Genomic DNA, 26318 nt, shown 5'->3' on the forward strand with positions numbered 1-26318 from the left:
ATCATCGTTATCATGGTGTCGAACGGGCCTGAGCTTCGTTACGATTACACCAACTCGTTATCATCGGGGCCCGAGGGCCCGGGCGCAAGGAGAGCACCGTCATGGGACGTGCAATCAAGATCATTGTCATCGTAATCCTGGCCATCGTGGTCTTGCTGGCCGCGGCGATCTTCGTCGTCACCCAGGTGATCGACCCCAACGACTTCAAGCCGCAGATCGAGGAGCAGGCACGCCAGAACGCCAATCTGGACCTCTCCATTCCCGGCGACCTCTCCTGGCAGTTCTGGCCCTCCCTGGGCGTCAGCCTGGGCCGCACCGAAGCCCGCATCGCCGATGAGGAAGAGCTGTTCGCCGCCCTCGACAACGCCAGCGTCAGCGTCGCCGTGTGGCCCTTGCTGCTCGGCAAGGTGGAAATGGACGGCGTGCTGGTCGACGGACTGGAAGTGAATCTGCGCGAGGATCAGCAAGGTGGCAACTGGGAAAGGATCGGCCCCCAGAACGACGCCAGCCCGGATCAGACCGAAGGGGACGAGCAAACCGCCGAGGGCGGCGAGGAAGGCAGCACCCTCGATATTCCCCTGACCATTCCCTCGGTGGACATCACCAACGGCCGCATCAGCTATCGCAACGCCACCGACGGCACCGATATCCGCGTCGAGCATTTCAACTTCAATGCCCGCGATGTCAGCCTGGACCAGCCGTTCCCACTGGAGATGTCGCTGCGCTATCAGGACCAGAGCGACATGCGCGTGGACCTGAACCTGAAAACCACCCTGGCCGCCAACCTGGATGCCAACCACTTCGTGTTGAATCCGATGGTGCTGGACGCCAATATCGCCGGCGCCACCACCCAACCCGTGGACGTGCACCTGGAACAGGCACTTGAGGTGAATCTGGAGGAGGATAGCGCCAACCTCACCGGCCTGGTGCTACAGGCCGCCGGCACGCGCACCACCGGCGAAGCGCGCATCACCGGGCTCACCGGCGACCTGGTCGTGGCTGGCAAACTCGATACCGAACCGTTCAACCTCAACACGGTACTGAAGACACTGGGCGAGCCGGCCATCGAGACCCGCGGTGACAGCGCCCTGAACAAAGTGGCGATGAGTGCTACTTTGTCCGGTCCGGCCAACAGTGTCATCGCCAAGCCCCTCACTATTACCCTTGATGACAGCACCATTAATGGCAGCGCCGGGCTGCAGAACCTGGAAACCGGCAAGATCGTCTTCGATCTGTCCATGGACAAGATCCTGCTGGACCAATATCTGCCGCCGGAAAGCCCTTCCTCCGAGGACAAACCGGCCACTACCGGCGGCGACGCCGGCAAGAGCGGCGGTACCGCCAACCTCACCGAGGCCGAGCTGATTCCGGTGGAGACCCTGCGTCCGTTGCTGCTGGACGGCAAGCTCCGCATCGGCCACCTGACCTTCGAACAGATCGAAGCCAGTGATCTGAGCTTTGCCGTGTCCGCGGCCAATGGGGTGTTGAAGCTGACTCAGGCCAGCGGCAAGACCCTGAACGGGGATTTCAGCGCCAGCGGTACCCTCGACGTGGCCGGCAAGACCCCGCGGATCAGCGCGCGCACCAAGGTGAATCGCATGCAGATCCAGCCCATCGCCAAGATGGCCATGAAGGATGATCTGGCCACCGGCCTGTTCAGCATGGACGGCAGCTTCAACGCCAGCGGCAACAGTCAGAAAGCGCTGGTGGAATCGGCCAAGGGCAATCTGAACCTGGGACTGGCCGACGGCACCGTGCGCGGCCTGAATCTGTACAACACCCTGGTGGGCGGCATCAACGATACCCTTGGCGGGCTCAAGGGGCTGACCGCGCTGATTCCCGACCAACAATCCGGCAAACTGCCCTCGGTACTCTCCGAGGACACCAAGATCATCGACCTGACCAGCAAAACCCGCCTGGACAAGCAGGTCGCCTACCTCGAAAGCCTGGACGCCACACTGGAAAAAGGCAGCCTCTCCGGTAACGGCTGGTTCAACGTGCTGACCCAGCAATTCGATATGCACATCGGCATGAAATCGCCGGAGCTGGATGGCGGCAAATACCTGGGCGACGCCACCTGGCCGCTGCGCTGTCAGGGCAGCCTGGAGAGCAGCCCGGCCAAATGGTGCGGCCCGGACCGGGACGGTTTCCGCAAGATCGCCCAGCAGGCGGCCACCAACGCCGCCAAGGGCAAACTGAAAGACAAACTCGGCATCGACGCCGAAGGCGACACCACCGAGGAAGTGCTGAAAAACGCCGCCGGGCAGAAAGCCCGGGAGGAAATCGAGAAGCAGCGCGACAAACTCAACGAAAAACTGGGTGACAAGCTCAAGGGGCTGTTCAACTGAGTACCACGACCACCGCTTTCAGTGACGCCGTGCTGGCCTGGTACGACCAGCACGGGCGCAAGGACCTGCCCTGGCAGCATCCACGCACGCCCTACCGGGTGTGGGTGTCGGAAATAATGCTGCAGCAGACCCAGGTGATCACCGTCATCGATTACTTCCAGCGTTTCATGGAGGTTTTCCCGGATGTGCATCGCCTGGCCGCCGCCGAGGTGGATCAGGTGCTGCACCTGTGGACCGGGTTGGGCTACTACGCCCGCGCCCGCAATCTGCACAAAGCGGCCCGGCAACTGGTCCGCGACCATGATGGCGAATTCCCGCAAACCGTGGAGGAAGTGGCTTCCCTGCCCGGTATCGGCCGCTCCACCGCCGGCGCCATCCTGGCGCAAAGCCGCGGGGTACGCGCGCCTATCCTGGATGGCAACGTGAAACGGGTTCTCACCCGCCTGCACGCCGTGGCCGGCTGGCCCGGCCAGAAAGCGGTGGAGAACCGGCTCTGGGAGCTGGCCGAGCACTACACGCCGCGGCAGCGCCTGGCGGACTATACCCAGGCAATGATGGACCTGGGGGCCACCCTGTGCACCCGGCGCCGCCCGGCTTGCGGTGAGTGTCCTCTGCATCGGCGCTGCCAGGCTCGCGCCGACGGCAATCCGGAGCAGTATCCTGGCCGCAAGCCGGCCAAGGCCAAACCGGTTCGCCAGTCCCGCATGCTGATCCTGCAAAGTGACGATGGCAGCGTCTGGCTGGAGCCGCGCCCGCCCAGTGGCATTTGGGGCAGCCTTTGGTGCTTCCCGCAACAGGACCTGGAAGAATCACCGGAAAACCTGCTGACACAATGGGGCCTGACCGCACGTCACCGGGAAACCCTGACGCCGTTCCGGCACACCTTCAGCCATTTTCACCTGGACGTGGAGCCGGCGCTGATTCAGGTGGACGGCACCGGCACCCGCTTGGGGGAAGACCGTGGACGCTGGGTGGACCCCACCGATCCGGGCGAGCTGGGCCTGGCCGCCCCGGTAAAAAAATTGCTCAGCGGGCTGCGTCAACCGCGCCAACAGAGCATGCTGTAACCTGAAAACCATGAACCATTCCGAGGATGCCATGACCCGCACCGTATTCTGCCGCAAATATCAGGAACGCCTGGAAGGCCTGGACCGCCCTCCCTTTCCTGGCACCAAGGGCCAGGACATCTACGACAACGTGTCACGCAAGGCCTGGCAGGAATGGCTGCAGCATCAAACCTTGCTGATCAACGAAAAACACCTCAACGTGATGGATCCCAAGGCGCGCGCCTTTCTCGACGAGCAACGTGATCGTTTTTTCAACAACGAAAACGTGGAACAGGCCGAGGGCTACACCCCGCCTTCGAAAGAAAATGACCAATAAATAACCGCACTTGACGACGCCCAACGGAGTCGCTTTAATACGCGCCCTGACGCCCGGATAGCTCAGTCGGTAGAGCAGGGGATTGAAAATCCCCGTGTCGGTGGTTCGATTCCGCCTCCGGGCACCATACAAAAAAGCCTCGCTCGCAAGAGCGGGGCTTTTTTATGGGTCATCATTTCCTTCCGATCGCGGGCACAAAAGCCGCTGTAGGAGTTTGCCTGCAAGCGAATGGGCTTCCAGGTCCCAAGATTCGCTTGCAGGCAAGTCCTACAGCCACCTTGGAAGATGCGCCAGGGAAGAAGCAATCAGCCGGCGTTATCGCGGCGATTGCCGTTACCCGCCACGGCGGTGGCACTCTCCTGCTCATGCAGGTCGAAATAGGCCGCGTACTGGTTCTGGAAGCGGCGCAACTCATCCGGCTGCAGCCGTTCGCGGGACGGCAATGAAGCGGTCATCGGGTTCAGCGGGCGGCCATTGAGGCGCAGTTCGTAGTGCAGGTGGGAGCCGGTGCTGCGGCCGGTATTGCCGCTCAGCGCGATGACATCACCCTGCTTTACCTCCTGCCCGGGCCGCACTTCCGCCTTTTGCAGATGCAGGTAGCGAGTCTGGTAGCCCTGCCCATGATCGATCACCACGAAACGTCCCGCCAACGGATGGTAGGACACCGTGCGCACCACCCCCTTGGCCGGCGCCAGCACCCTGGTGCCCACTGGCATGGCGAAATCGGTGCCCAGATGGGGCGTCACCCGCCCGGTAATAGGGTGATGGCGATGCAGGTTGAACGGTGAACTGACGCGGTATTCACTGTTGAAGGGAGTACGGCGGAAGCCCGGCAGCAGGCTCTTGCCTTCCGGCGTATAGAATCGGTCATCGTCGAAGCGGGCGGCACGCACCGAGATCTGCTCCCCCTCGTAATCAAACCCCGCCAGCCGCGCCGCATAAGCCCCTTCGGCGTCGTCGATGTATTCCAGATCCACCAACAGGGAGAACCGGTCCCCCTTGCGGGCCTTGCTGGCCAAAGGCAGTAATTCCCCCATCTCCGCGGCGATGGCCTGGGCACGACCGCCCAGGGATGGCATCTCCGCCAGCGCGGCGGACAGGGAGGTCCGGATCTCGCCACGCACCGCCACCTGGTGCAGATTCCGCTCGTAGGTCAGCGCCGACCGGTGCAGCTGGCCATTTTGCAGATTCCATTCCCACCCTTTTGAAGGGTCCGTCCACAACCTCAATGCCTGCAGGCTGCCTTCTCCATCGGCACGCCATTCCAGATGCTGACCGGGACTGACCTGCCGCAAAATGTCCGCGCTCTTGGGATCATTGAGCAAGGTGTAGAGGGCGGCTTCCGGCAATTGCCACTGGTTGGTCCAGAGATTGGCCAGGGAGTCTCCCTGGGCGATGGTGTAGTGCTCCCATACCGTGGGAGCCGGGTCTACATCGACGGTATAAAGGTCGGAGTCCTCGATAAGCCCCAGCAGAGCCCGGTCCGTCATCAAGGCGGCGTCGCCGGAAGGCACCCACCACCAGGACGCCAACGCAATGGCGGCCGCCAGAGCGGGCACCATTGCGCGCAGCAGGGGCGGTCTCGAGGTCCGTGTTGTGGCGGTGGATTCCGTCATGACAACCGTGATCTGGGACCGGCCTTGCCGGTCGGTCTGTTTCTGTATTCGTGAACAAGGGTTCAGAACCAAGCGGCCGTGACCCGGCCGGGGCGCGAAAACAAGGGCGCCACCATACCCGATCGCGAGGTCGCGCCCAAGCACCGGAAACACCGGGGTTCGGGGCCGCGCGGTCAGCGGGCATCCCGATTATCGACAACGGCATGGCGATTTGGTTGCAAATCCGCTTTTGACTCAGGGCAACAGACTTTCTATATTGCCTTGCCCGGCGACCCTGTCGCCGGATCGTTCTCGGGGCGGGGTGAAAGTCCCCACCGGCGGTAAGGGAGCCTCTCCCAAGCCCGCGAGCGCCCGCGGCCAAAGGCCATCCATCGTCAATGTCTACTGGCGGTCCGGTCTGCCTCATGGTCACGGGGTCAGCAGATCTGGTGTGATTCCAGAGCCGACGGTGATAGTCCGGATAAGAGAGAACGGGACGGTTCCCCCTGCCTCCGTGGCGGCACGCCCAGGCGTTGCCTTCGCGCCGGCACCGGCCCACGTTCGCCCTGATTCATCTCAACGCCACTCAGGAAAACGGCATGAATCAGACCCAGAGTTCCACCCAGCCTTACCATCCCGAACAACAGCGCCTGGCTTTTATCCACGCCAGTTGGCACCAGGACATCGTGCTCCAGTGTCTGGCCGGCTTTCGCGAAGAACTGGGCCGCCTCGGCTACGGCGACGACCAGATCGACGTGATCGCGGTACCCGGCGCCTACGAAATCCCCCTGCAAGCCAAACTGCTGGCCAAATCCGGACGCTACGCGGCGATCGCCTGCAGCGGCCTGGTGGTGGACGGCGGTATTTATCGCCATGATTTCGTCGCCACGGCGGTCATCAACGGCCTGATGCAGGTGCAGCTGGAAACGGAAGTGCCGGTTCTCACCGCGGTGCTCACGCCGCATCATTTCCATGAACATACCGAGCACCATGATTATTTTTCCCGGCATTTCGTCACCAAGGGACAGGAGCTGGCGAACGCCGCCGACGGCGCCATGCGCCGCACCTCCGACGCCAGATCCTTCCTGTAGCACCGATGTCATGGCCGGCTTCGCGATAACGTCGCCAAGCCGGCCGTTACCGGCATTTCATCGTCATAATCCGTTTCACCAAACTGCAAGCCGGTTGTCATTCTCCGAACCTAGACTCGCTGGGCTTCTTTTCATCAAGGGAACCCGACCATGTCACAACGGATTTGGCGTCTGACGCTGCTGTGTCTTTCTTTACTTATCGCGGCTTGTAACTCCTCCAGTAATCACAACGATCCGGCACCGGATCCCGAAAACCCGCCCACCGAACCTGGTGAACCCGGAGAACCGGAAGAACCCGGCGAACCTGGAGAGCCAGGAGAACCAGAACCGGAACCTCGGATACTGCTGGACGAAACCTTCGAGGGCGACACGCTCCCGGAAGGATGGGCACAATACAATGGCGTCGATAACGCCGCCTATGTACAGGACGGCAGTTTGTTTATCGACGGCCGGGCTGACAATTACACCGCCACCGCCGTCACTCTGCCGGCGGAGCTGGGCGCCACCGGCGATTACCGCATTGATGCGGAATTCACCATCGCCAGCGCCAATACCGCGTCACGCTGGGTCGGCTTCATATATCGCGCCGGTCAATCCTTTGAACCTTACTACCAGATGGCGATTCGTCAGGGCGCCACCGCCAGCAACGGCACGGAACTGGCATTCCGTTCCGGCGGCTGGACCATCCTTGAAAAAGCCCCTTATTCCGAAGCCATAGACGCTGAAAAAACCTACAACGTCACCATCATCGTTCAAGGCGGCCGGGTACAACAGTTCATCAACGGCGAGTTGCTGGAAAACGGCGAACTGGACAGTCAATACAGCCAGGGCGGCCTTGCTCTGCAAGCGGCGGGAACCCTGTTCCGGGTGGATCGGGTCACCGTCACCGAACAACTCGACGCCCTGCCGAATCTCCCCACCGTCTTCACCATCAATGAACCGGAAACCGGCGTCGCCATGGCGCCGACGCTGGTGCGAACCGCACAGGCGGACACCGATCTGTCCGGACTCCAAGCCAGCAATGTGCTGTTCACTCTGGATAAAAATCTGAACCTGCTCGATGACAATGACCAGGTCATTACCACGCTGGCGGACTATCTGGACCAGGAGCCGGTGAACGCCATTCCAACGCTGCGCATTCGGGATGCCGATACCATTACCACTCTGAGCGCACTGGTCACCGAGCGCAATTTGATGGACCTGACGCTGCTGTCCAACGACGCCGATCTGCTGGCCGCCGCCCGCGAGGCAATGCCGATGGCGCGGGCCGCCCTGGATCTCTCCGGCGCTTCCCTCGGCAATACACGTCAGGATCTGCTTGGCGTGGTCCACGCCACCAACCGGGCCGGCGCCAAGATCGCCCTTTTGCCAACCAGCCTGGTCACTCGGGACAGCGTGGCGTACCTGCAGCGGATGCTGATCACGGTCTGGGCCGGCTCCGCCAATACCTCCGCCACCCGGGCGGCGGAACTGCTCACCACCGGGGTCAACGGTATCGTCAGCGCCGATACCGCGCTCTACGCTGACCTGTTGGGGCGTTTCCCGGAACATACGCTATTGCGCAAACCGCTGGTGGTCGGCCACCGGGGAGTGCCTTCCCTGTACCCGGAGAACACCCTGGAAGGCGCGCAACACGCCTGGGAACTGGGGGCCGACGCGATCGAGAATGACATCTATCTAACCACCGACAATCACGTGGTAATCATGCACGACGGCACGGTGGACCGAACCACGGATGGCACCGGCAATATCGAGGAGATGACGCTGGAGCAGGTCAAGGCGCTCAATATCGAGCATGACTCTCTGACCGGTTTGAAAGTGCCGACCCTGAACGAATTCTTCGAGGCGTTCAAAGGCAAGCCGGTGATTCACTTCGTCGAAATCAAGAGCGGCAAGCCGGAAATCATCGACCATCTGAAGACCGCCATCGATGAATATGGCGTGGCCGATCAAGTGGTGGTGATCTCGTTCTCCGACAGTCAGTTGTTGCGGATGCGCGAAATCATGCCGGAAGTCACCGTCGGCTATCTGAACAGCGTCGGCGCCGACAGCGACCTGCGGAAATCCCTGCGCCGGATTCTGTCCGCCACACAGACCTTGTCCTCCACCTTCAACCCGTCCTACGGCAGCCTGAACAATACGCTGATGGAAGCCGCCAAGCACCGCGGCACCACCTTCTGGCCCTGGACCTTCCGTGATCAAACCATCGCCGAGACGTTCTACACCGCCGGCACGCACGGCCTGACCACCGACTACGCCCAGTGGTTCAGTGCCTATCCGGTGAGTGTCGCCACCGACAATACGCAGGTCATCGTCAACGTCGGGGAAACCGCCGGCGCGCCGATCACGCTGACGTTGCAGGATGGCCGCCAGCAGGAAGCCACCAGCAATCAGATGCTGGTGATCGACAGTACCGTGGATTACACCAGCGCCGACGGCCAGGTGGTTTTCAACGGCACCGGTAGCGCCACGGTGCTGTTGGGCCACACCGAGAACCTCGGTGAAGGCCGTCAATACCGTCTCTACTCCGCACCGGTTTCAGTCAGCATCCGCTGAGACCGGGACCGCCGGCCTTCCGGCCGGCGGCTTTCCATTCAGTCCGGTGCCCCGCCCAGTGTGGCCAAGTCCACGCTGACATGGGCCGCCACCACCTTCCAGCCGTCCTCGAAACGGATCCAGGTCTGCATCTGGCGCCCCAATTGCTGACTGTCACCGTTACGGAATTGGGTGCTGACCGTGGCGGCGTCGGCACCATAAGTGGTGATCACGGTATTCAGCAGCCGGCGACTGGCGGGCACCGGCTCGCACTGACGACGATAGCGGGCGATGGTGTCGGCACCGTATAAATTCTCGGCAACGCCGTAGCGCACCGTTGCCTCCGCGTCCCAGAAAGCCCGGTCCAACGCCTCCAGCCGGTTGGCCAACAGCGCCGCTTCATACGCCTCGAAGGCGGCGCGCACCTCGGCCACTACCGAGGGAATATTGATGTCCTGAGCGGTCATGCATTCGCTCCTTGTTGGAAAGCCCGGCGCAACGCATCCAGTGAGGCGCACCGTCCGACGATACCGCCCTGGGCCACGATCATCGCCAGAGTGGCGGCTTTGAATTCGGGGAAGTAGCTTTCCGTGGCATCCTCGATCACCAGGCAGTCATAGCCCCGATCGCAGGCCTCACGCATGCTGGTTTGTACACAGACTTCGGTGGTGACGCCGGCGAAAATCAACTGAGTGATACCCGCGTCGCGCAGGCGCTGATCCAGCCCGGTGGCATGGAACATCCCTTTTCCCGGCTTATCCACCTGCCACTCACCGGGCTCGGGGGCCACTGTATCGAGGATCCGGTTGCCGGGCTCGCCGCGCACCAGGATCCGTCCCATTGGCCCGTCATCGCCAATGCGGCGCCCCGCTGGCAGTTTGTTCCGTTTCAACGGCGGGCAATCGGACAGATCCGGCAAATGCGATTCACGGGTATGGACCACCGTCAGCCGCTGCTCCCTGGCCAGCGCCAGCAGCGCCGCCACCTTCGGCACCACCGGCGCCAGCCGGGACACATCATTGCCAAGCGCCGCGCCAAACCCGCCGGGTTCGATGAAATCCCGCTGCATATCGATCACCACCAAGGCGCAGTGGCCGGGATCAAGGGGGAAAGCATTCGGCTTCGCGCTAACGTTCAACATGCCTCCGCCTCCACACCAGCCATGTGGCGTCCCAGTTCAACCCGATTGGCCTCGGCGGCGCGGGTCTGGTAGCTGATGTGGCCGTCATGGATCACCAGAATCCGGTCCGCCAGCTCCAATAGTTCGTCCAGGTCTTCGCTCAGCAACAACACCCCGGCACCGCGATTGCGCGCCTCCAGCAGACGCTGGTGGATCATCGCCACGGAGGCGAAATCGAGACCGAACACCGGATTGGACACGATCAGCACCGCTACCTCCTCGGTCAGTTCCCGCGCCAGCACCACCCGTTGCACATTGCCGCCGGAAAGAGTCTGGATTGGACGCGCCGGGTCCGCCGGGCTGACCTGGAAGCGCTCGATACGCTCACCAGCCTGTTTGTCGATGGCGGCCCGGTTGATCCACCAGCCCCAACGACACAGCGCGGGTTGATCAAACTGCCGCAACGCCAGATTCTCCGCCACGCTCATGGTGCCGATACAAGCGTTACGCAAAGGTTCCTCCGGCAGGCTGTGTACTTTCTCCCGCAGCATTTCCTCACGTCGGCCATGGTAGGGGCGGCCGTTAATGAAAACCGACCCGCTCTCCGCCTGCCGCTGCCCGAGCAGCACCTCGGTAAGCTCTTTCTGGCCATTGCCGGAAATACCGGCGATGCCGACGATTTCCCCAGGGCGCACCGACAGGGAAACCCGGTGCACCGCCTCAACGCCCTTGTCGTTATGCGCCACCATATCCGTGACACGCAGGCACGGTTCGACCTTCTCGTTCACCGGCGGCCGCTCCACCACGGTGTTATGGGTTGGGGCCCGCCCCATCATCCAACCGGACAATGCCTCCACCGTGGTGTCCGCCACCGCGCAGCTACCCACCATGGCGCCCTTGCGCAGAACGGTCACGTCATCGGCAAAGGCGGTGACTTCCCGGAACTTGTGCGTGATCATCAGAACCGAGACTTCCCCGGCGTGAGCGAGGCCCCGCATCAGCCCGAGCACTTCATCCGCCTCCTGCGGCGTCAGCACCGAGGTCGGTTCATCGAGAATGATGAAACGGCGCTGTAAATAAAGCTGTTTGAGAATTTCCAACTTCTGCTTCTCACCGGCGGCGAGCCCGCTCACCGGACGGTCCGGGTCCAGTTGGAACGGCATCTCGTCCATGAACGCCCGCAACCGCTCCCGTTCCGCTTTCCACCGGATTCGCAATGGCGGATCGTCGCGGGACAACACCAGGTTCTCCGCCACGCTAAGGCCCGGCGCTACCGTGAAGTGCTGGTAGACCATGCCGATGCCGAGCGCATGCGCCTCGCGCGGCGCACGGATTTGCCGCTCGCGATCACTCACCAGAATCGACCCGCTGTCCAGCGGATCGTAGCCCACCAGACCTTTCACCAGCGTGCTTTTACCGGCGCCGTTCTCACCCAGCAACGCATGCACGGTGCCGGCACGCACTTTCAGGGATACCCCATCGAGCGCGCGAAAATGTCCGTAGGATTTCCCCGCGCTGAGAGTTTCCAGGCTCAGTGCCCGCATGATCAGGCTCCGTTCAGGGTTCGCAACAGGGTTTCGGAGTCCGACACCGCGCCGAACACGCCCCCCTGCATCTTCACCATGTTGATCGCGGCGGCGTGATTGCCGGCGTCGGTGGCACCGCAACAGTCCTCCAGCAGCAGGCACTCGAAACCCCGGTCATTGGCTTCACGCATGGTGGTGTGCACACACACATCGGTGGTGATGCCCGTCAGGATGAGGTTTTCGATGCCACGGGTACGCAGAATCAATTCAAGATCAGTAGCGCAGAACGAGCCCTTACCAGGCTTGTCGATGATCACCTCACCGCCCAGCGGCGCCAGCTCCGGTATGATCTCCCAGCCCGGTTCGCCGCGGACCAGAATGCGGCCACAGGGCCCCGGATCACCGATACCGGCACCGATGCGCCGCGAACGCCAGCGCTTGTTGGCGGGCAAGTCGGACAAATCCGGGCGGTGCCCTTCGCGGGTATGAATGATGCAGAATCCTTGCTCCCGCATCAGCGTCAGCACGGCTTTGATCGGTTCAATCGGTGCCCGGGTCAGCGACAGATCGTAGCCCATGGTGTCGACGTAACCGCCGGCACCGCAGAAATCGGTCTGCATATCGATCACGATCAGCGCGGTATTTTGCGGCGTCAGTTCGCCGTTGTACGGCCACGGATAGGGTTCCGAATCCAGGTAACGTGGTGGCATGACATTCAATCCTTCTGGTCGACGTGATCGCCGCAGGGCGAGTAAAGGCGTTCCGGCGCGTCGAACCCGAAAGCGCGTCCGTCGGTGTGCATCACCTGCTCTTCCCACGGCAGCCGGTAACGGCCGGCGGCCAGGTCGTGCATGTAGGTATAGGGGCAGTCTCCAGCTCCGCCTTTCACCGCCACGTAACCGCGATGGCCGAACTGATAGATATTGTTTTCCACGCCCCAGTGCCGCCGCGCCTCGCGTACCAGATCAGGACGCAGCTCGCAGCAGACGATTTCATCGGCCCGGCCGCTTCCTTCCACCAGTGGCACGCCGTCAAAGTTGACGAACATGGCTTCGCCCATGGAATCGAAAGTACCGTCGGAGCCGCACATGCAGACGCTGGCGGTTTGCATCAGGTTGCAGAATGCATTGGCCTGGTTGGTGATTTTCCAGGAATGCCGGATGGGCGCGGTGTAACCGGCGGTGCGAATCATGATTTCCGCGCCTTTATAGGCGCACTCCCGCGCCATTTCCGGGAACATGCCGTCATGGCAAATGATCAGCGCCAGCTTGCACCCTTTGGGGCCGTCGCACACTGGGATTCCCAGGTCGCCCGGCTCCCAAGGCTCCACCGGTACCCAGGGATGCAATTTGCGGTAGTACAACTGAATCTCGCCCTGATCATCGATGATCAGACCGCTGTTGAACGGATTGCCTCCGGGATTGGCTTCCATGATCGAGAAGCAGCCCCAGATGCGGTTTTCAACGCAGGCCTCGCGCAGCGCGCTGACTTCCGGACCATCAAGGGAGCACAGGACCTCATCGGAGGTGTCCATGGACAACCCGTGCAACGAGTACTCGGGGAATACGATCAGATCCATCTCCGGCATACCGCGCCGGGCCTTGCCAATCATCCGGATTACGTTCTGTGTTTGTTGCCACACTTCGTCGCGACTGTGCGGATCCGGTAACGCCAGTTGCGCCAGGCCGACAACCACACCGTTCGGGGATTTATTCAAGCCTCCAAGGCCACTGCTCATGTCATCGTCTCCTATCGATTGAGGCTCAACTCACCGGGCGCGCCGCTGAGGGTTTGATTGGGTCGGCAGGACAGGTACATCACCAGCAGAGTGAGGGCGTAAGGCATGGCCGCGAACAGGTAATAACCACTGCTGATGCCCACCGCCTGCAACGCCGGGCCGACCGCGCCGGAGGCGCCGAACAACAAAGCCGCCCACAAACAGTTCAGTGGTTGCCAGCGGGCGAAAATCACCAGCGCCACGGCCATCAGTCCCTGGCCACTGGAAAGCCCTTCATTCCAGCTGCCGGGGTAGTAGAGAGACAGATAGGCGCCACCGACACCGGCCAGGAAGCCGCCGCCGGCGGTGGCCAGGGTGCGCACCAGCGCCGGCCGGTATCCAAGGGCCCGGGCGGATTGGGCGTGATCCCCCACCAATCGCAGCACCAATCCCCAACGGGTGGCACGCAAACCCCAGTGCATCAGCAACGTCAGGGCCACACCGATAAAAAACAGAACATTCACCGACAGAGCGGAGCGCACCCGGGCGTCATCGCTCCAGGCGCCCAGCTCGATGGACGGCAAAGACGGCGCCTGCGGCTGGATGAACGCCTTGCCGAAAAAGAACGCCAGACCGGTACCCAGCAGGATCAGGGCGATACCGAAAGCGATGTCATTGACCCGAGGCAGTGAGCAGATCACGCCGTGGAAAGCACCGAGCGCGCCGCCGGCGCAACCGGCGGCCAGCACACCGAGCCAGGCGGAATCGGTGAGATAGGCCACCGCGTAGCCGCTCATGGCGCCGACCACGAGAATGCCTTCCAGGCCCAGATTGATGCGCCCGCCTTTCTCGGTCAGACATTCGCCGAGACTGACGAACAGGAACGGTGTTCCCACCCGTATGGCGCCGGCCAGCAAAGCCAGCAGCAACACCGAATAGTCGATTTCAGCCATGTTGCACCACCCCTTCGGCCGGCGTCCGGCCCCGCTCCCGCCAATGAATACGCCAATGCAGAACACGGCCGTTCAATGCCTCCCAGGCCAGCAGATTGACGAACAGCACGCCTTCGAGAATCAAAGTGGTGGCATCGGGCAGCCCCAGCCGCCGTTGCAGCAGGCTGCCGCTGGCTTCGACCCCGCCGAGCAGAATCGCGCAAACGATGATCGCCAACGGGTTATGACGAGCAGCGAAGGCCACCAGGATGCCACTGGTGCCATAACCAGCGATCAAAGCCGCGTTGGCGCTGCCCTGAACCGCCGCCACTTCGAACATACCGGCCAGACCGGCGGCCGCTCCGCCCAGCACACAGGTCACCAGCACCAGGCGGTTTACCGGCAGTCCGATCATGCGGGCGGCGCGCACGTTGCCGCCGACAATGGAAAAGGCGAAACCGGAAACACTGTGGCGAACCAGCACATGGGCCAGCGCGCAAACCACCACGCCGGCCACCAGGCCCCAATGCACATAGAACGTATCGCTGATCACGCCCACGCTGTAGGCATCCGGCAACGGTGCCGTGGACGGCTTGTTCAAACTGGCGGGATCCCGCAGCGGGCCTTCCACCAGATGCCGGAACACCGCCAGGGCAATATAGGAAAGCAGCAGGCTGCCGATGGTCTCGTTGACGCCGCGCCGCTGGCGCATCCAACCACTGAGACCGATCCAGAAGCCACCCATGGCCATGGCGGCGGCGGCCATCGCCACCCACATCAACGAGGCAGGCAACGCCGGCAGCCACAGCGGCGTCACCGCCGCCGCCAACCCGCCCAGCACCAGCGCTCCTTCGCCGCCGATGATGATCAGGCCGGCCCGCGCCGGCAACGCCACGCACAATGCCGTCAGCATCAGCGGCGCCGCGCGCAGAAGTGTGTTTTCCCAGGAAAACGTCGAGCCGAAGGCACCCTGATAAATCAGCGCCCCGGCTTCCAGAACCGGTATTTCCCGGGCCCAGAGAAACACGGAGAACAACAGCACGGTCGTGGCCACCGCCAGCACCGTGGGCAGCGCGGGCAGGCCCAAAGCCAGCCCGCGAGCGGCAACGGGAGGAATACGTATCGACATCGGTCAGATCTGGCCGCGCACGCCTTCCACCAGATAGTCCATCCTCTCCAGCACCACATCCGTTTGTGTCAGTACCGTCCCCTCGGCCACCATCACCTCACCGGCGTTGTTCCTGATCGGGCCGGTAAAGATGGAGAACTCGCACTTGAGCATACTGGCCTTGACGGCGTCCGCCGCCGCCTTGGCCGCGTCACTCACCGCCGGCCCGTAAGGGGAAGTCTTGACGAACCCTTCCTTCAAACCGCCACGCATGAAGTTGTTCATTGGCGCTCCGGACTGCAGAGCCATCACGTGGGCGCGGTAGGGCGTCTCCCAGTTCCATTCGGCACCGGTGAGATACCCTTTCGGCGCCAGGGCTGCCTGACTGGCGTGGTAGCCGCAGGTCATCACGCCCCGTTTTTCCGCGGTTTCCACCAACACCTTGGGACCATCGACGTGACAGGTGAGCACATCACAGCCCTGGTCGATGAGGCTGTTGGCGGCTTCCGCTTCCTTCACCGGCAGCGACCAGTCGCCGGTGAAAATCACCGTGGTGGTGATCTCAGGGTCCACCGAGCGCGCGCCAAGCGTGAAGGCATTCAGGTTACGCAATACCTGAGGGATCGGCTTGGCGGCCACGAATCCCAGCTTCTTGCTCTTGCTCATATGCCCGGCGACCACACCATTGAGGTACTGGCCCTCGTCGATGTAACCGAAGAAGCTGCCGGCGTTGTCCGGATGAACCCCTTTTTGCCAAAGCCCGCCGCAATGGGCGAAACGTACCTCCGGATACTTGCGCGCCACCTTGATCACATGCGGGTCGAAGTAACCGAACGAGGTGGGGAAAATAAGCTGGGCACCGTCCTGGCGGATCATCGCCTCCATGGACCGTTGCACCGCCACCGTTTCTGGAACGTTTTCCTCCTCGATCACGGTGACGTTGGGTAACCCCTTGATGATCGCCGCCGCCTCGGCGTGGGCCTGGTTGTAGCCGAAGTCGTCCTTGGCACCGACATAAATGAAACCCACGGTCACCGGTTTGTCGGCGGCGCGAGCCAGATTGACCGGCAGTGCCGCGCTGGCACCGAGCACACCGGCGGCCTTGATGAAAGAACGACGATTCAGGATTGGCATCGGAGAGACCTCGTAAATTGGATCATTAAGAAATCAGCGCGTGAGTAATCACCGCCAAGGGGCCGCCACCATCCGGCCCCTGATGTTCGGCGCCCCCGGAAACAAACAAGGCGGTATGCCCGGTACGTCCCGCCAACACCCCACCAACCAGGGCCCGGGCATGGCGGGTGGCATTGATGTCACTGTCATCCCACATGATGTGGCGGTGACCGCGAATCAGGCCGTTGCGCGACGGTTCCGCCTTGGCCAGCAGCGCCACCAACTCACCGGCACCGGCACCGGGCACCCGGGCAAGCGCGCGGGTCACGGCATCGGCGTCCAGGGCATCGGCCATCACGTCATGGCCGATACGGAATTCCGCGTCCCACCCCGGCGCGTTACCGAGCACCAGGATTTCGTTGCGCATCAATTCAATCCCGGCGGAAGTACTGGCGCGGCCGGAGTACAGGCCGAACTCGTGACAAACGGCGGCGTCCCGCAGTTGCGCCGGCTCGATCTCCCCCAATGCAAGCGCCACGCCAAGCGCCGAAGCGCCGCGCGAATACGCCATCGACTCATAGGTGTCGGTAGTGGCGACGGCGGCGCCCCGCCGGGCCGCTTCGTCACAGCGGGCGGAGGTCAACAACGGGCATTTGATCTGCACGAAATGCACGTCCTCGTCGCGCTCGATGCCGGCGCGGGCCATGGCCTCGCGTACCGCTTGCGCGGTGGCATCGATCTGCGCCCGCCGGCCGATCTGCTCCGGCAAAAAGGACGGCGTGAACGCGACGCCCGCCGCCAGCCCAGGCGACGTCGAGAGCGCGGGCTCGTCCATCACCTCGAACACCAGAATATGCGGTGACAATCCCCCTTCGGTGCCACCGGACATGACCAATGCAATGCGTTCCGCCACCGCTTCGTCGCTCAGACCCAGAACCTCGGAGAAAAGCCGGGTCAGCGCCAGGGTGGACAGCGCGCGAGTGAAGTCGTTGACGCAACCGTTGCCTTCGGTCTTGCCGAGAATCGCGATCACCTTTTCCGCGTTGATCCCGCCTTCGTCCAGCGCCCGTCGCAGAGGGGAAACATCGTCGGGAGCGGCAGTGGCGAAACGGTGAACGCGGGTTTTCATGACGGGTAATCTCCGGTGGGCCTCGAAACGGGAGCACGATAAGATTGATCCGGCGAATCAAACCAGCGCTATTTTTTCATCATTGCGATGCCGTTAGGGCATCACTCAATCGGAGAGCCCGCTCATGTATAACCTGCGTCTGCTCCGTTACGTTGACGCTGTTGCCCGCAGCGGCTCCATTCGCAAAGCCGCGGAACAACTCAACGTGGTGTCCTCGGCGGTCAATCGCCGCATCCTGGATATCGAAGACGAAATCGGCACGGCGTTATTCGAACGGCGACCGCGCGGCGTGCGGCTCACCGCCGCCGGCGAACTCTTCGTCGCCTATGCCCGCAAGCAGATCGCCGACTCGGAACGCATGCTCTCGGAGATCGAGGACTTGCGAAGTGTCCGGCGCGGGGAAGTCCGCATTGCCGCCATCGAGGGCATGGCCGCCGAGTTCCTGCCCAGGACCATAGAGGCCTTTCAGCAGCGCCACCCCAAGATCCGTTTTCGCGTTTACATCTGCGGGCGTGGCGACATCCATACCCGGCTGAAAGAGTTCGAGGCGGACATCGGTCTGGTATTCAATCCACCGGCCGATGCCGAAATCCGGCCGCTTCTCGAAGTGGAGCAACGGCTCTGCGCGTTCGTGGCACCGGATCATCCGCTGGCGGCACGAGCGTCGGTTCGTCTGTCCGACTGTATCGCCTACCCTCTGGCGGTGCCGGACACCTCACTGGGCGGGCGTGCTCTGCTGGATGAATTTCTGGCCCGCCGCTCGCTACGGCTGGAACCGGCGCTGGAATCCAACTCCTTCGAGATGATGCGTAACTTCGCCATCAAAAGCGGCGGCGTGTGCTTTCAAATACAAAGCGGCATGCCACCGGCTCATCTGCCCGGCGGCATGCATGCTCTGCCACTGTCCGATCGGGGCCTGCGGCGCGGCCGCCTGACCTTGTGCATGGAGCATTCCCGCTCGCTGCCAGTAGCCACCGCGCGCTTCGCCGAATATTTGAAGCAACGTCTGCGGGAGGAAACCTCCTGATACCTGCCCCTTTCTGGGGCCTGCGCCCCAGAACAGCGCACGGACAGCCCGGATAATCCCCGCCCCGGCACCGGCGAATAGGCGATATTTCCCTATATATAGCGCACGGCTCCAGGTTGGCACCGCCTTTGCACTGACTCGCATACCTACTGGTATACAACGAGGTATGCGAACGTGCTTGGCTGGACTCTGGAACAATGGCGTGACGCCTATCAGACGGGAGACTACACGCCGGTCTCGGCAATGAAGGCGCTGTACACGACTCTGCGTGACAGTGAGCGGAGTCTGTGGATTCACCTGCTGGACGAGTCCGCTCTGGTGGCCCGGGCCAAACAACTGAGCGATCCATCCCTGCCTCTTTACGGCGTTCCTTTCGCGGTGAAAGACAACATTGACGTGGCCGGTCTGCCGACCACCGCCGCCTGCCCCGCTTTCACTTATACCGCTGACCACACCGCCCCGGTGGTACAGGCGTTGCTGGATGCCGGCGCCATTCTGGTCGGTAAAACCAATCTGGATCAGCTGGCCACCGGGCTGGTCGGGGTGCGCTCGCCCTACGGCGCAGTACCCAATCCGTTCAATCCGGACTACATCACCGGCGGCTCCAGCTCCGGCTCCGCCGCCGTGGTTTCCCAGGGATTGGTGCCGTTCGCGCTGGGTACCGACACCGCCGGTTCCGGTCGTGTGCCCGCCGGTTTCACCAACACCGTCGGCCTGAAACCCACCAAGGGCAGCATGAGCACTCGCGGCGTGGTACCGGCTTGCCGGACTCTGGATTGCGTGAGTGTATTCGCCCTGTCAGTGGCGGATGCGGAAACCGTTTACGACCTGTATCGCGGCTACGATGCCGAGGACGGCTACAGCCGCCCGGACCCGGCGGCACGCCCCAAGGCCCTGCCGGCGAGACCGCGACTGGGTATTCCCGATCAGTTGCCCTGGTTTGACGACACTCAGGCGGAGCAGGCCTGGAAACAGCAGCTCAGCGCCATGGCCGACATCGCCGAATTAGTGCCACTGGACCTGCAGGCGCTGCACGACACCGCCGCCCTGCTCTATCAGGGCCCCTGGGTAGCCGAGCGTTACTCCGTGGCGGAGCCCTTGATGCAGAATCAGGACGCGCTGCTGCCGGTGATCCGCGATGTCATCGGCGTGGCCGAGGGCATGAGCGCGGTCGATGCTTTCCGAGCGCAATACAAACTGGCGGATCTGAAACGCCAGGCCGACGCGCTGCTGTCCCAGGTGGATGCGCTGCTGGTGCCGACCTCACCGGGCATCTATCGCATCGACGCGGTCAACGCCGATCCGATCCGTCTCAACAGCCAGCTCGGCGTTTGGACCAACTTCGTCAATCTGCTCGACCAATGCGCTCTGGCCCTGCCCGGCGGCTTCCGCGAGGACGGTCTGCCCTGTGGTATCACGCTGATCGGCCCGGCCTGGCACGACGCCGCCCTGGCCGAATTCGGGCGCCGCTGGCAACGGCATCAGCCCTGGCAGGCCGGAGCCGTGGGCAGCGATCTGCCGCGAGTCACCCCCGCGCAAGCCAGCGAAGACGACGCCGATCACATCACCGTCGCGGTGGTGGGCGCCCACCTCAGCGGCATGCCTCTGAATGGCCAACTTACCGAACGCGGCGGCGTCTTGCTGGAAGCTACCGAAACCGCGCCCTGTTACCGCCTTTATGCCCTGGCCAATACCACACCGCCAAAACCCGGCCTGATCAAAAGCGATGACGGCGCCGCCATTCAGATCGAACTGTGGCAATTGCCGGTCAGCGAGTTCGGCAGCTTTGTCGGGCTGATCCCGCCACCGCTGGGGATCGGCTCGCTGGAAACCGCCGATGGCCGCCTGGTGAAAGGGTTCATCTGTGAAGGCTGGGCCATCGACGACGCCACCGACATCACCGCATTGGGGGGCTGGCGGGCCTACATCGCCCAACGGCAAAACACGGCAAACTAAAACGGGATCGGAATGATGTTGAAGACAACCGGATTGAAAAAAGTGCTCATCGCCAATCGGGGGGAAATCGCGGTCCGCATCTGCCGCACCCTGAAACAAATGGGCATCGCCTCCGTGGCGGTATACTCCGACGCCGACCGCAACAGTCAGCACGTCAGCGCCGCCGATGAAGCGGTGGCCCTGGGCGGCCAGACCGCCGCCGAAAGCTATTTGCGTACCGACGCCATTCTGAAGGCAGCGCGGGAAACCGGCGCCGACGGTATCATTCCCGGTTACGGTTTTCTTTCCGAGAACGCCGACTTCGCCGAAGCCTGTGACGCCGAGGGCATCGCCTTCATCGGGCCGACGCCAACGCAGTTGCGCCAATTCGGGCTCAAGCACGAAGCCCGCGCCCTGGCCGAAGCCGCCGGCGTGCCGCTGGCACCGGGTACCGGACTGCTGCAGGATCTGGATGAAGCCCGGCAAGCCGCCTTGGAAATCGGCTATCCGGTGATGCTGAAAAGCACCGCCGGCGGCGGCGGCATCGGCCTGACCCGCTGCAATAGCGAAGAGGAGCTGGTGGCGGCGTTTGAATCCGTGCGCCGGCTTGGCGAAAGTTTCTTCTCCGACAGCGGCGTGTTCCTGGAGCGGTTCGTGGCCCGGGCCCGCCATATCGAAGTACAGATTTTCGGTGACGGCGACGGGACCGTTCTGGCGTTGGGGGAGCGGGAGTGTTCGCTGCAACGCCGCAACCAGAAGGTGGTCGAGGAAACCCCGGCTCCGAATCTGCCCGAGGCCACCCGAGAACAGTTGCGCGAAAGCGCGCGCCGCCTTGGTGAGTCGGTCAACTACCGCTCCGCCGGCACCGTCGAGTACGTGTACGACGACGAGCGCGACGAGTTCTATTTCCTCGAGGTCAACACTCGCCTGCAGGTGGAGCACGGCGTCACCGAAGAAATCTTCGGCGTCGATCTGGTGGCCTGGATGGTGATGCTGGCCGGAGGGGAACGGCCACCGCTGGACCGGGCCTATCAGGTCAATGGTCACGCCATGGAGGTTCGTATTTATGCGGAAGACCCGCTGAAGGCGTTCCAGCCCAGCCCCGGCGAGCTTACCGAAGTGGCTTTCCCGGCGGCGGCGCGTCTGGACGGCTGGGTCGACACCGGCACCGTGGTCAGCCCGCACTACGATCCTCTGCTGGCGAAACTGATCGTCCATGCCGACGATCGCGAAGCCGCTCTACGGAAAATGCAGAACGCCCTGGCGGAAACCCGCCTCAGCGGCATTGCCACCAACCTGGATTACCTGCGGCAGATTCTGATCGACCCGAACGTGGCGGCAGGCCGCGTCTCCACTCGTTATCTGGAGACCTTCGAATATCGTCCCCGAGTATTCGAGGTACAGGAACCGGGGACCTATACCACGGTGCAGGACTATCCTGGCCGTGCCGGCTACTGGGATATCGGCGTGCCGCCCTCCGGCCCGATGGATGATTACGCGTTCCGTCTGGCCAACCGCATCGTCGGCAACCACGACAGCGCCGCCGGCCTGGAAGCCACACTGATCGGCCCGACTCTGTACTTCCATAGCGAAACGATTGTCGCCCTCACCGGCGCCACCTGTGACGCCACCCTGGACGGGGAAGCCGTCGCGCTGTGGCAACCGATACGGGTCCGTGCCGGCCAGACCCTGGTCACCGGCAAGGTGACCAGCGGCTGCCGCACCTACATCGCCATACGTAATGGTATCGACGTGCCCGATTACCTGGGCAGCAAATCCACTTTCGTGCTGGGACAGTTCGGCGGACACGGCGGCCGTACTTTGCGCAAGGGTGATGTGCTGTCCCTGTGCCAGCCTCAGTTGCCCGGCTGCCCGACCCCGGCGCCGGTGCATGAACCGTCACCGGCGGAGGGCACACTGATCCCGGACTATCCGCAGCATTGGGAAATCAAGGTACTGTACGGTCCCCACGGCGCGCCGGATTATTTCACCCAGGAGGCCATCGATACCTTCTTCGGCGCTGACTATCAGGTGCACTACAACTCCAACCGCCTGGGTATCCGCCTGACCGGCCCGAAACCCACCTGGGCGCGCACCGACGGCGGCGAAGCCGGGCTGCATCCGTCCAACCTGCACGATAACGAGTACGCCATCGGTTCGATCAACTTCACCGGCGACTTCCCGGTGATCCTGACCAAGGACGGCCCGAGTCTCGGCGGCTTCGTCTGCCCGGTGACCATCGCCAAGGCCGAACTGTGGAAGGTCGGGCAGCTGAAACCCGGCGACTCGATTCGTTTCGTCGCCATCGACTTTGATCAGGCGCTGGCGCTGGAGCAGGCCCAGGATCGAAGCATCGAGAGTCTGCGGCCGGTAACACCCGCCCCGGCCACACCCACTGCCATGCCGGAGGGCACCACCTCGCCCACCATGCTGGCGGAACGGGAGGCGGACGGCGATGTGCCACGCATCACCTACCGCCAGGCCGGCGACAAATACATTCTGATCGAGTACGGCGAAAACGTGCTCGATCTGGCGTTGCGCTTCCGTGTCCACGCCTTGATGGAATCACTGAAATCCAAACCGGTGGACGGCATTCTTGAGTTGTCTCCCGGCGTGCGCAGCCTGCAGGTGCACTACGATTCCCGCGTATTGCACCAACAGGATCTGGTGGACGCGCTGCTGGAACGGGAAGCGGCCATCGGTTCCGTGGACGATCTGGTGGTGCCCACCCGGGTGGTGCACCTGCCACTGGCGTTCGAGGACAGCGCCACCCTCGACGCGGTACAGCGCTATCAGGAAACCATCCGCCCGGACGCCCCCTGGCTGCCCAACAACGCGGAGTTCATCCGCCGCATCAACGGGCTGGATTCCATCGAGGCGGTCAAACGTATCGTTTACGACGCCAGCTACATGGTGCTCGGTCTCGGCGACGTCTATCTGGGCGCGCCCTGCGCGGTGCCGGTGGATCCCCGTCACCGCCTGATGACCTCCAAGTACAACCCGGCCCGTACCTATACCGCCGAAGGCACCGTCGGCATTGGCGGCGTCTATATGTGCATCTACGGCATGGACTCTCCCGGCGGTTATCAGTTGGTGGGCCGCACCCTGCCGATCTGGAACAAGCATCTGAAGAACCCGCAATTCAAACCCGGCGAGCCCTGGTTGCTGAAGTTCTTCGACCAGGTGCGCTACTACCCGGTAAGCGAGGCGGAGCTGGGGGAAATGCGCGACGCTTTCCGCGAAGGCCGCCTGCAGGTGGAAATCACCGAGGAACCGTTCAGCCTGGCGGAGTACCGCGCCTTCCTGGAAAGCATCGAGCCGGAAATGGAAGCGTTCCGCGAGCGCCAGCAAAGCGCCTACCAGGCCGAAGTGCAGCGCTGGCAGGACGAGGACGCGGCGGTGGAATCCGCGTTATTGGGCAATAAGGTGGAAATCGGCGATCTCGACGGCCACGTGGTCAGCGCCGAGATCAGCGGCAACGTATGGAAGCTGCTGGTGGAAGAAGGCGCTCAGGTGGAGGCCGGACAAACCCTGGTGGTGGTGGAAGCGATGAAGATGGAGTTCGCCATCACCGCCAGCGCCGCCGGCACCGTCACCGGCCTGCACTGCAAGCCCGGCACCCTGATCAACGCCGGTGATCCGGTGGCGGTCATTGATACGGAGAGCGCCGCATGATCTCGTCCCCGCGCCGTGGCAAGCAGCTGGCCGACAAGGTCTATCAGGACATCAAGGACGACATCTTTGAATTCCGGCTGCTGCCCGGCGACCGCTTCAGCGAAAACGAAATGGCGCAACGTACCGGCGCCTCGCGCACGCCGGTGCGGGAGGCCCTGTTCCGGCTGGAGCGGGAAGGCTATGTGGAAGTTTCCCCACGCAACGGCTGGCAGGTGAAGCCCTTCGACTTTCATTATTTCGAAGAGCTTTACGACGTTCGCACCGTGCTGGAATGCGCGGCGGTGCGCCGGCTCTGCGAGCTGGAGAATCTGGCCGATACGCTGCAACCCCTGATGTCCCTGTGGGGCGTACCGGAGGACCAGCGGCTGCGGGACATCAGCGGCGTACTTAATCTGGACGAGAATTTCCACAGCGAACTGGTGCGTACCGCCGGCAACGGTGAGATGACACGCATCCATCAAAACATCACCGAGCGGCTGCGCATCATTCGCCGCCTGGACTTCACCAAGCGCGCGCGCATCGATGCCACCTACGACGAGCATCACGCGATTCTCGAGACGATTCTGCACCGGCGGGTGGAGCCGGCGCAGATCATGCTCAAGGCGCACATCGAGGCGAGCCGCAACGAGGTTCGCAAAATCACCCTGCACATGCTTTACGAGGCACGGCGTCAAGGTAGCGGAGATACCGGCGATGCCCTGCCCGCGCCCGCCTCCGGCTCCCGAGCCGGAGCGTGATGCGCACAACCTGGCACTTCAATCGGCAATGATACAGAGGGGAAAACCATGATCATGAAAAGACGTTGGCAACGACTGGCCCAGGCCGGGCTCGCCGCCGGTGCGCTGTCACTGTCGGCCCTGGCCAATGCCGCCGACACCATCAAGGTGGGGATTCTGCATTCACTGTCCGGCACCATGGCGATCAGTGAATCCACGCTCAAGGACACCGTATTGATGCTGGTGGAAGAACAGAACAAGAAAGGCGGACTGCTTGGCAAGAAGCTGGAGCCGGTGGTGGTCGACCCCGCTTCCAACTGGCCGCTGTTCGCGGAAAAGGCCCGTGAGCTGATCAGCAAGGAAAAAGTCGACGTTATCTTCGGCTGCTGGACTTCGGTATCACGCAAGTCCGTGCTGCCGGTGGTGGAGGAACTCAACGGCCTATTGTTCTATCCGGTTCAATACGAAGGCGAGGAGTCCTCCAAGAACGTGTTCTACACCGGCGCGGCACCGAACCAGCAGGCCATTCCGGCGGTGGACTATCTGATCGACGAGTTGGGCGCCGAACGCTTCGTGCTGGCGGGCACCGATTACGTTTATCCTCGCACCACCAACAAGATCCTCGAAGCCTACCTGAAAAGCAAAGGCGTGGCTGACGAGGACATCATGATCAACTACACCCCGTTCGGTCACTCCGACTGGCAGTCCATCGTTTCCCGCATCAAGGAATTCGGCAGCCAGGGCAAGAAAACCGCGGTGGTGTCCACCATCAATGGTGACGCCAACGTACCGTTCTACAAGGAACTGGGCAACCAGGGCATCGACGCCGCCGACATCCCGGTGGTGGCGTTCTCCGTCGGCGAGCAGGAACTGTCCGGTGTCGACACCGGCCCGCTGGTCGGCCACCTGGCCGCCTGGAATTATTTCCAAAGCGTCTACACCGACGAGAACAACAGCTTCATCAAGCAATGGCACGACTACATCGGTGACAGCAAACGGGTAACCAACGACCCCATGGAAGCCACCTATATCGGCTTCAACATGTGGGCCAAGGCGGTGGAGAAAGCCAAGTCCACCGACACCGACAAAGTCGCCGACGCCATGATCGGCATCACTACCGCCAACCTTACCGGCGGTACCGCGGTGATGAACAAAAACCACCATCTCTCCAAACCGGTGCTGATCGGCGAAATCCAGGACGACGGCCAGTTCGCCGTGGTCTGGCAGACCGACGGCCTGGTGGCCGGCGATGCCTGGTCAGACTTCCTGCCCGGCTCCAAGGACCTGATCGCCGACTGGACCAAGCCGATCAACTGCGGCAACTACAACAGCAAAACCAAAACCTGCGGCGGTCAGGCCGCGCAGTAA

General features: G+C 62.7%; 20 protein-coding genes, 1 tRNA gene and 1 riboswitch. Of the genes, 11 read left to right on the forward strand and 10 right to left on the reverse strand.

Going from position 1 to position 26318, the window contains the following annotated elements; genetic code table 11:
- Positions 1-101 precede the first annotated feature (101 nt).
- From CRO06_RS00820 to CRO06_RS00835, 4 genes are all read left to right on the forward strand, one after another.
- Positions 102-2348, forward strand: coding sequence for an AsmA family protein (locus CRO06_RS00820; protein WP_097057497.1), 2247 nt, complete (start codon positions 102-104; stop codon positions 2346-2348).
- Positions 2349-2377: 29 nt separating this feature from the next.
- The gene (mutY, locus tag CRO06_RS00825) at positions 2378-3415 is read left to right on the forward strand and encodes an A/G-specific adenine glycosylase (RefSeq protein WP_244902746.1); all 1038 of its coding nucleotides are present in this window, start codon (positions 2378-2380) and stop codon (positions 3413-3415) included.
- A 31-nt stretch (positions 3416-3446) separates the two neighbouring features.
- On the forward strand, positions 3447-3731 hold the full coding sequence (locus tag CRO06_RS00830; protein WP_026949426.1) for an oxidative damage protection protein: 285 nt from the start codon (positions 3447-3449) through the stop codon (positions 3729-3731).
- A 51-nt stretch (positions 3732-3782) separates the two neighbouring features.
- A tRNA-Phe gene (locus tag CRO06_RS00835) sits at positions 3783-3858 on the forward strand.
- A gap of 178 nt (positions 3859-4036) precedes the next feature.
- Here CRO06_RS00835 and CRO06_RS00840 read toward each other — a convergent pair.
- A complete protein-coding gene (locus CRO06_RS00840; protein ID WP_097057499.1) occupies positions 4037-5347 on the reverse strand; it encodes a peptidoglycan DD-metalloendopeptidase family protein in 1311 nt (436 codons plus the stop codon).
- Positions 5348-5630: 283 nt separating this feature from the next.
- A riboswitch (FMN riboswitch) is annotated at positions 5631-5823 on the forward strand.
- 102 nt (positions 5824-5925) lie between these two features.
- Between CRO06_RS00840 and CRO06_RS00845 the strand changes: the two genes are divergently transcribed.
- Together CRO06_RS00845 and CRO06_RS00850 are read left to right on the forward strand one after the other, a co-directional pair.
- Positions 5926-6417 carry a 6,7-dimethyl-8-ribityllumazine synthase gene (locus tag CRO06_RS00845; RefSeq protein WP_022993876.1) on the forward strand — a complete coding sequence of 164 codons (492 nt, stop codon included), beginning with the start codon at positions 5926-5928 and terminating at the stop codon, positions 6415-6417.
- 150 nt (positions 6418-6567) lie between these two features.
- A complete protein-coding gene (locus tag CRO06_RS00850; protein WP_097057500.1) occupies positions 6568-8973 on the forward strand; it encodes a glycerophosphodiester phosphodiesterase family protein in 2406 nt (801 codons plus the stop codon).
- 38 nt (positions 8974-9011) lie between these two features.
- Here the strand turns inward: CRO06_RS00850 and hpxZ are convergent, their stop codons facing one another.
- The 9 genes from hpxZ to atzD are packed head-to-tail and all read right to left on the reverse strand — an operon-like array spanning position 9012 to position 17597.
- Positions 9012-9419, reverse strand: coding sequence for an oxalurate catabolism protein HpxZ (hpxZ, locus tag CRO06_RS00855; protein WP_022993878.1), 408 nt, complete (start codon positions 9417-9419; stop codon positions 9012-9014).
- Complete coding sequence (locus CRO06_RS00860; RefSeq protein WP_097057501.1) at positions 9416-10093, reverse strand: cysteine hydrolase family protein; 678 nt, start codon at positions 10091-10093, stop codon at positions 9416-9418. Before CRO06_RS00860 ends, hpxZ begins: the two co-directional genes overlap by 4 nt.
- Entirely contained in the window at positions 10087-11616 is a 1530-nt protein-coding gene (locus CRO06_RS00865; RefSeq protein WP_022993880.1) for an ABC transporter ATP-binding protein, read from the reverse strand. The genes CRO06_RS00860 and CRO06_RS00865 overlap by 7 nt, the downstream gene beginning before the upstream one ends.
- 2 nt (positions 11617-11618) lie before the next feature.
- Complete coding sequence (biuH, locus tag CRO06_RS00870; protein ID WP_055099808.1) at positions 11619-12308, reverse strand: biuret amidohydrolase; 690 nt, start codon at positions 12306-12308, stop codon at positions 11619-11621.
- Positions 12309-12313: 5 nt separating this feature from the next.
- Complete coding sequence (locus CRO06_RS00875; protein ID WP_097057502.1) at positions 12314-13336, reverse strand: formamidase; 1023 nt, start codon at positions 13334-13336, stop codon at positions 12314-12316.
- A gap of 11 nt (positions 13337-13347) precedes the next feature.
- Entirely contained in the window at positions 13348-14268 is a 921-nt protein-coding gene (locus tag CRO06_RS00880) for an ABC transporter permease (RefSeq protein WP_022993883.1), read from the reverse strand.
- On the reverse strand, positions 14261-15376 hold the full coding sequence (locus tag CRO06_RS00885) for an ABC transporter permease (protein ID WP_097057503.1): 1116 nt from the start codon (positions 15374-15376) through the stop codon (positions 14261-14263). The genes CRO06_RS00880 and CRO06_RS00885 overlap by 8 nt, the downstream gene beginning before the upstream one ends.
- Positions 15377-15379: 3 nt before the next feature.
- The gene (locus CRO06_RS00890) at positions 15380-16489 is read right to left on the reverse strand and encodes a BMP family ABC transporter substrate-binding protein (RefSeq protein ID WP_097057504.1); all 1110 of its coding nucleotides are present in this window, start codon (positions 16487-16489) and stop codon (positions 15380-15382) included.
- Between the two features lie 25 nt (positions 16490-16514).
- Positions 16515-17597, reverse strand: a complete 1083-nt coding sequence (gene atzD, locus CRO06_RS00895; RefSeq protein WP_097057505.1) for a cyanuric acid amidohydrolase — start codon at positions 17595-17597, stop codon at positions 16515-16517.
- 124 nt (positions 17598-17721) lie between these two features.
- On the opposite strand from atzD, the gene CRO06_RS00900 reads away from it, so the two are divergent.
- From CRO06_RS00900 to urtA, 5 genes are all read left to right on the forward strand, one after another.
- Complete coding sequence (locus tag CRO06_RS00900; RefSeq protein ID WP_097057506.1) at positions 17722-18624, forward strand: LysR family transcriptional regulator; 903 nt, start codon at positions 17722-17724, stop codon at positions 18622-18624.
- Between the two features lie 174 nt (positions 18625-18798).
- Entirely contained in the window at positions 18799-20580 is a 1782-nt protein-coding gene (gene atzF, locus CRO06_RS00905) for an allophanate hydrolase (RefSeq protein ID WP_097057507.1), read from the forward strand.
- 15 nt (positions 20581-20595) lie between these two features.
- Positions 20596-24234 (forward strand): urea carboxylase, encoded by a 3639-nt coding sequence (uca, locus tag CRO06_RS00910; protein WP_425319665.1) that lies wholly within the window; start codon positions 20596-20598, stop codon positions 24232-24234.
- Positions 24231-24971 carry a GntR family transcriptional regulator gene (locus tag CRO06_RS00915; protein ID WP_022993890.1) on the forward strand — a complete coding sequence of 247 codons (741 nt, stop codon included), beginning with the start codon at positions 24231-24233 and terminating at the stop codon, positions 24969-24971. Before uca ends, CRO06_RS00915 begins: the two co-directional genes overlap by 4 nt.
- 48 nt (positions 24972-25019) lie before the next feature.
- The gene (gene urtA, locus CRO06_RS00920) at positions 25020-26318 is read left to right on the forward strand and encodes an urea ABC transporter substrate-binding protein (protein ID WP_097057509.1); all 1299 of its coding nucleotides are present in this window, start codon (positions 25020-25022) and stop codon (positions 26316-26318) included.

It is taken from the genome of Alloalcanivorax xenomutans (assembly GCF_900217905.1).
In the GTDB taxonomy this organism is placed as follows: domain Bacteria; phylum Pseudomonadota; class Gammaproteobacteria; order Pseudomonadales; family Alcanivoracaceae; genus Alloalcanivorax; species Alloalcanivorax xenomutans.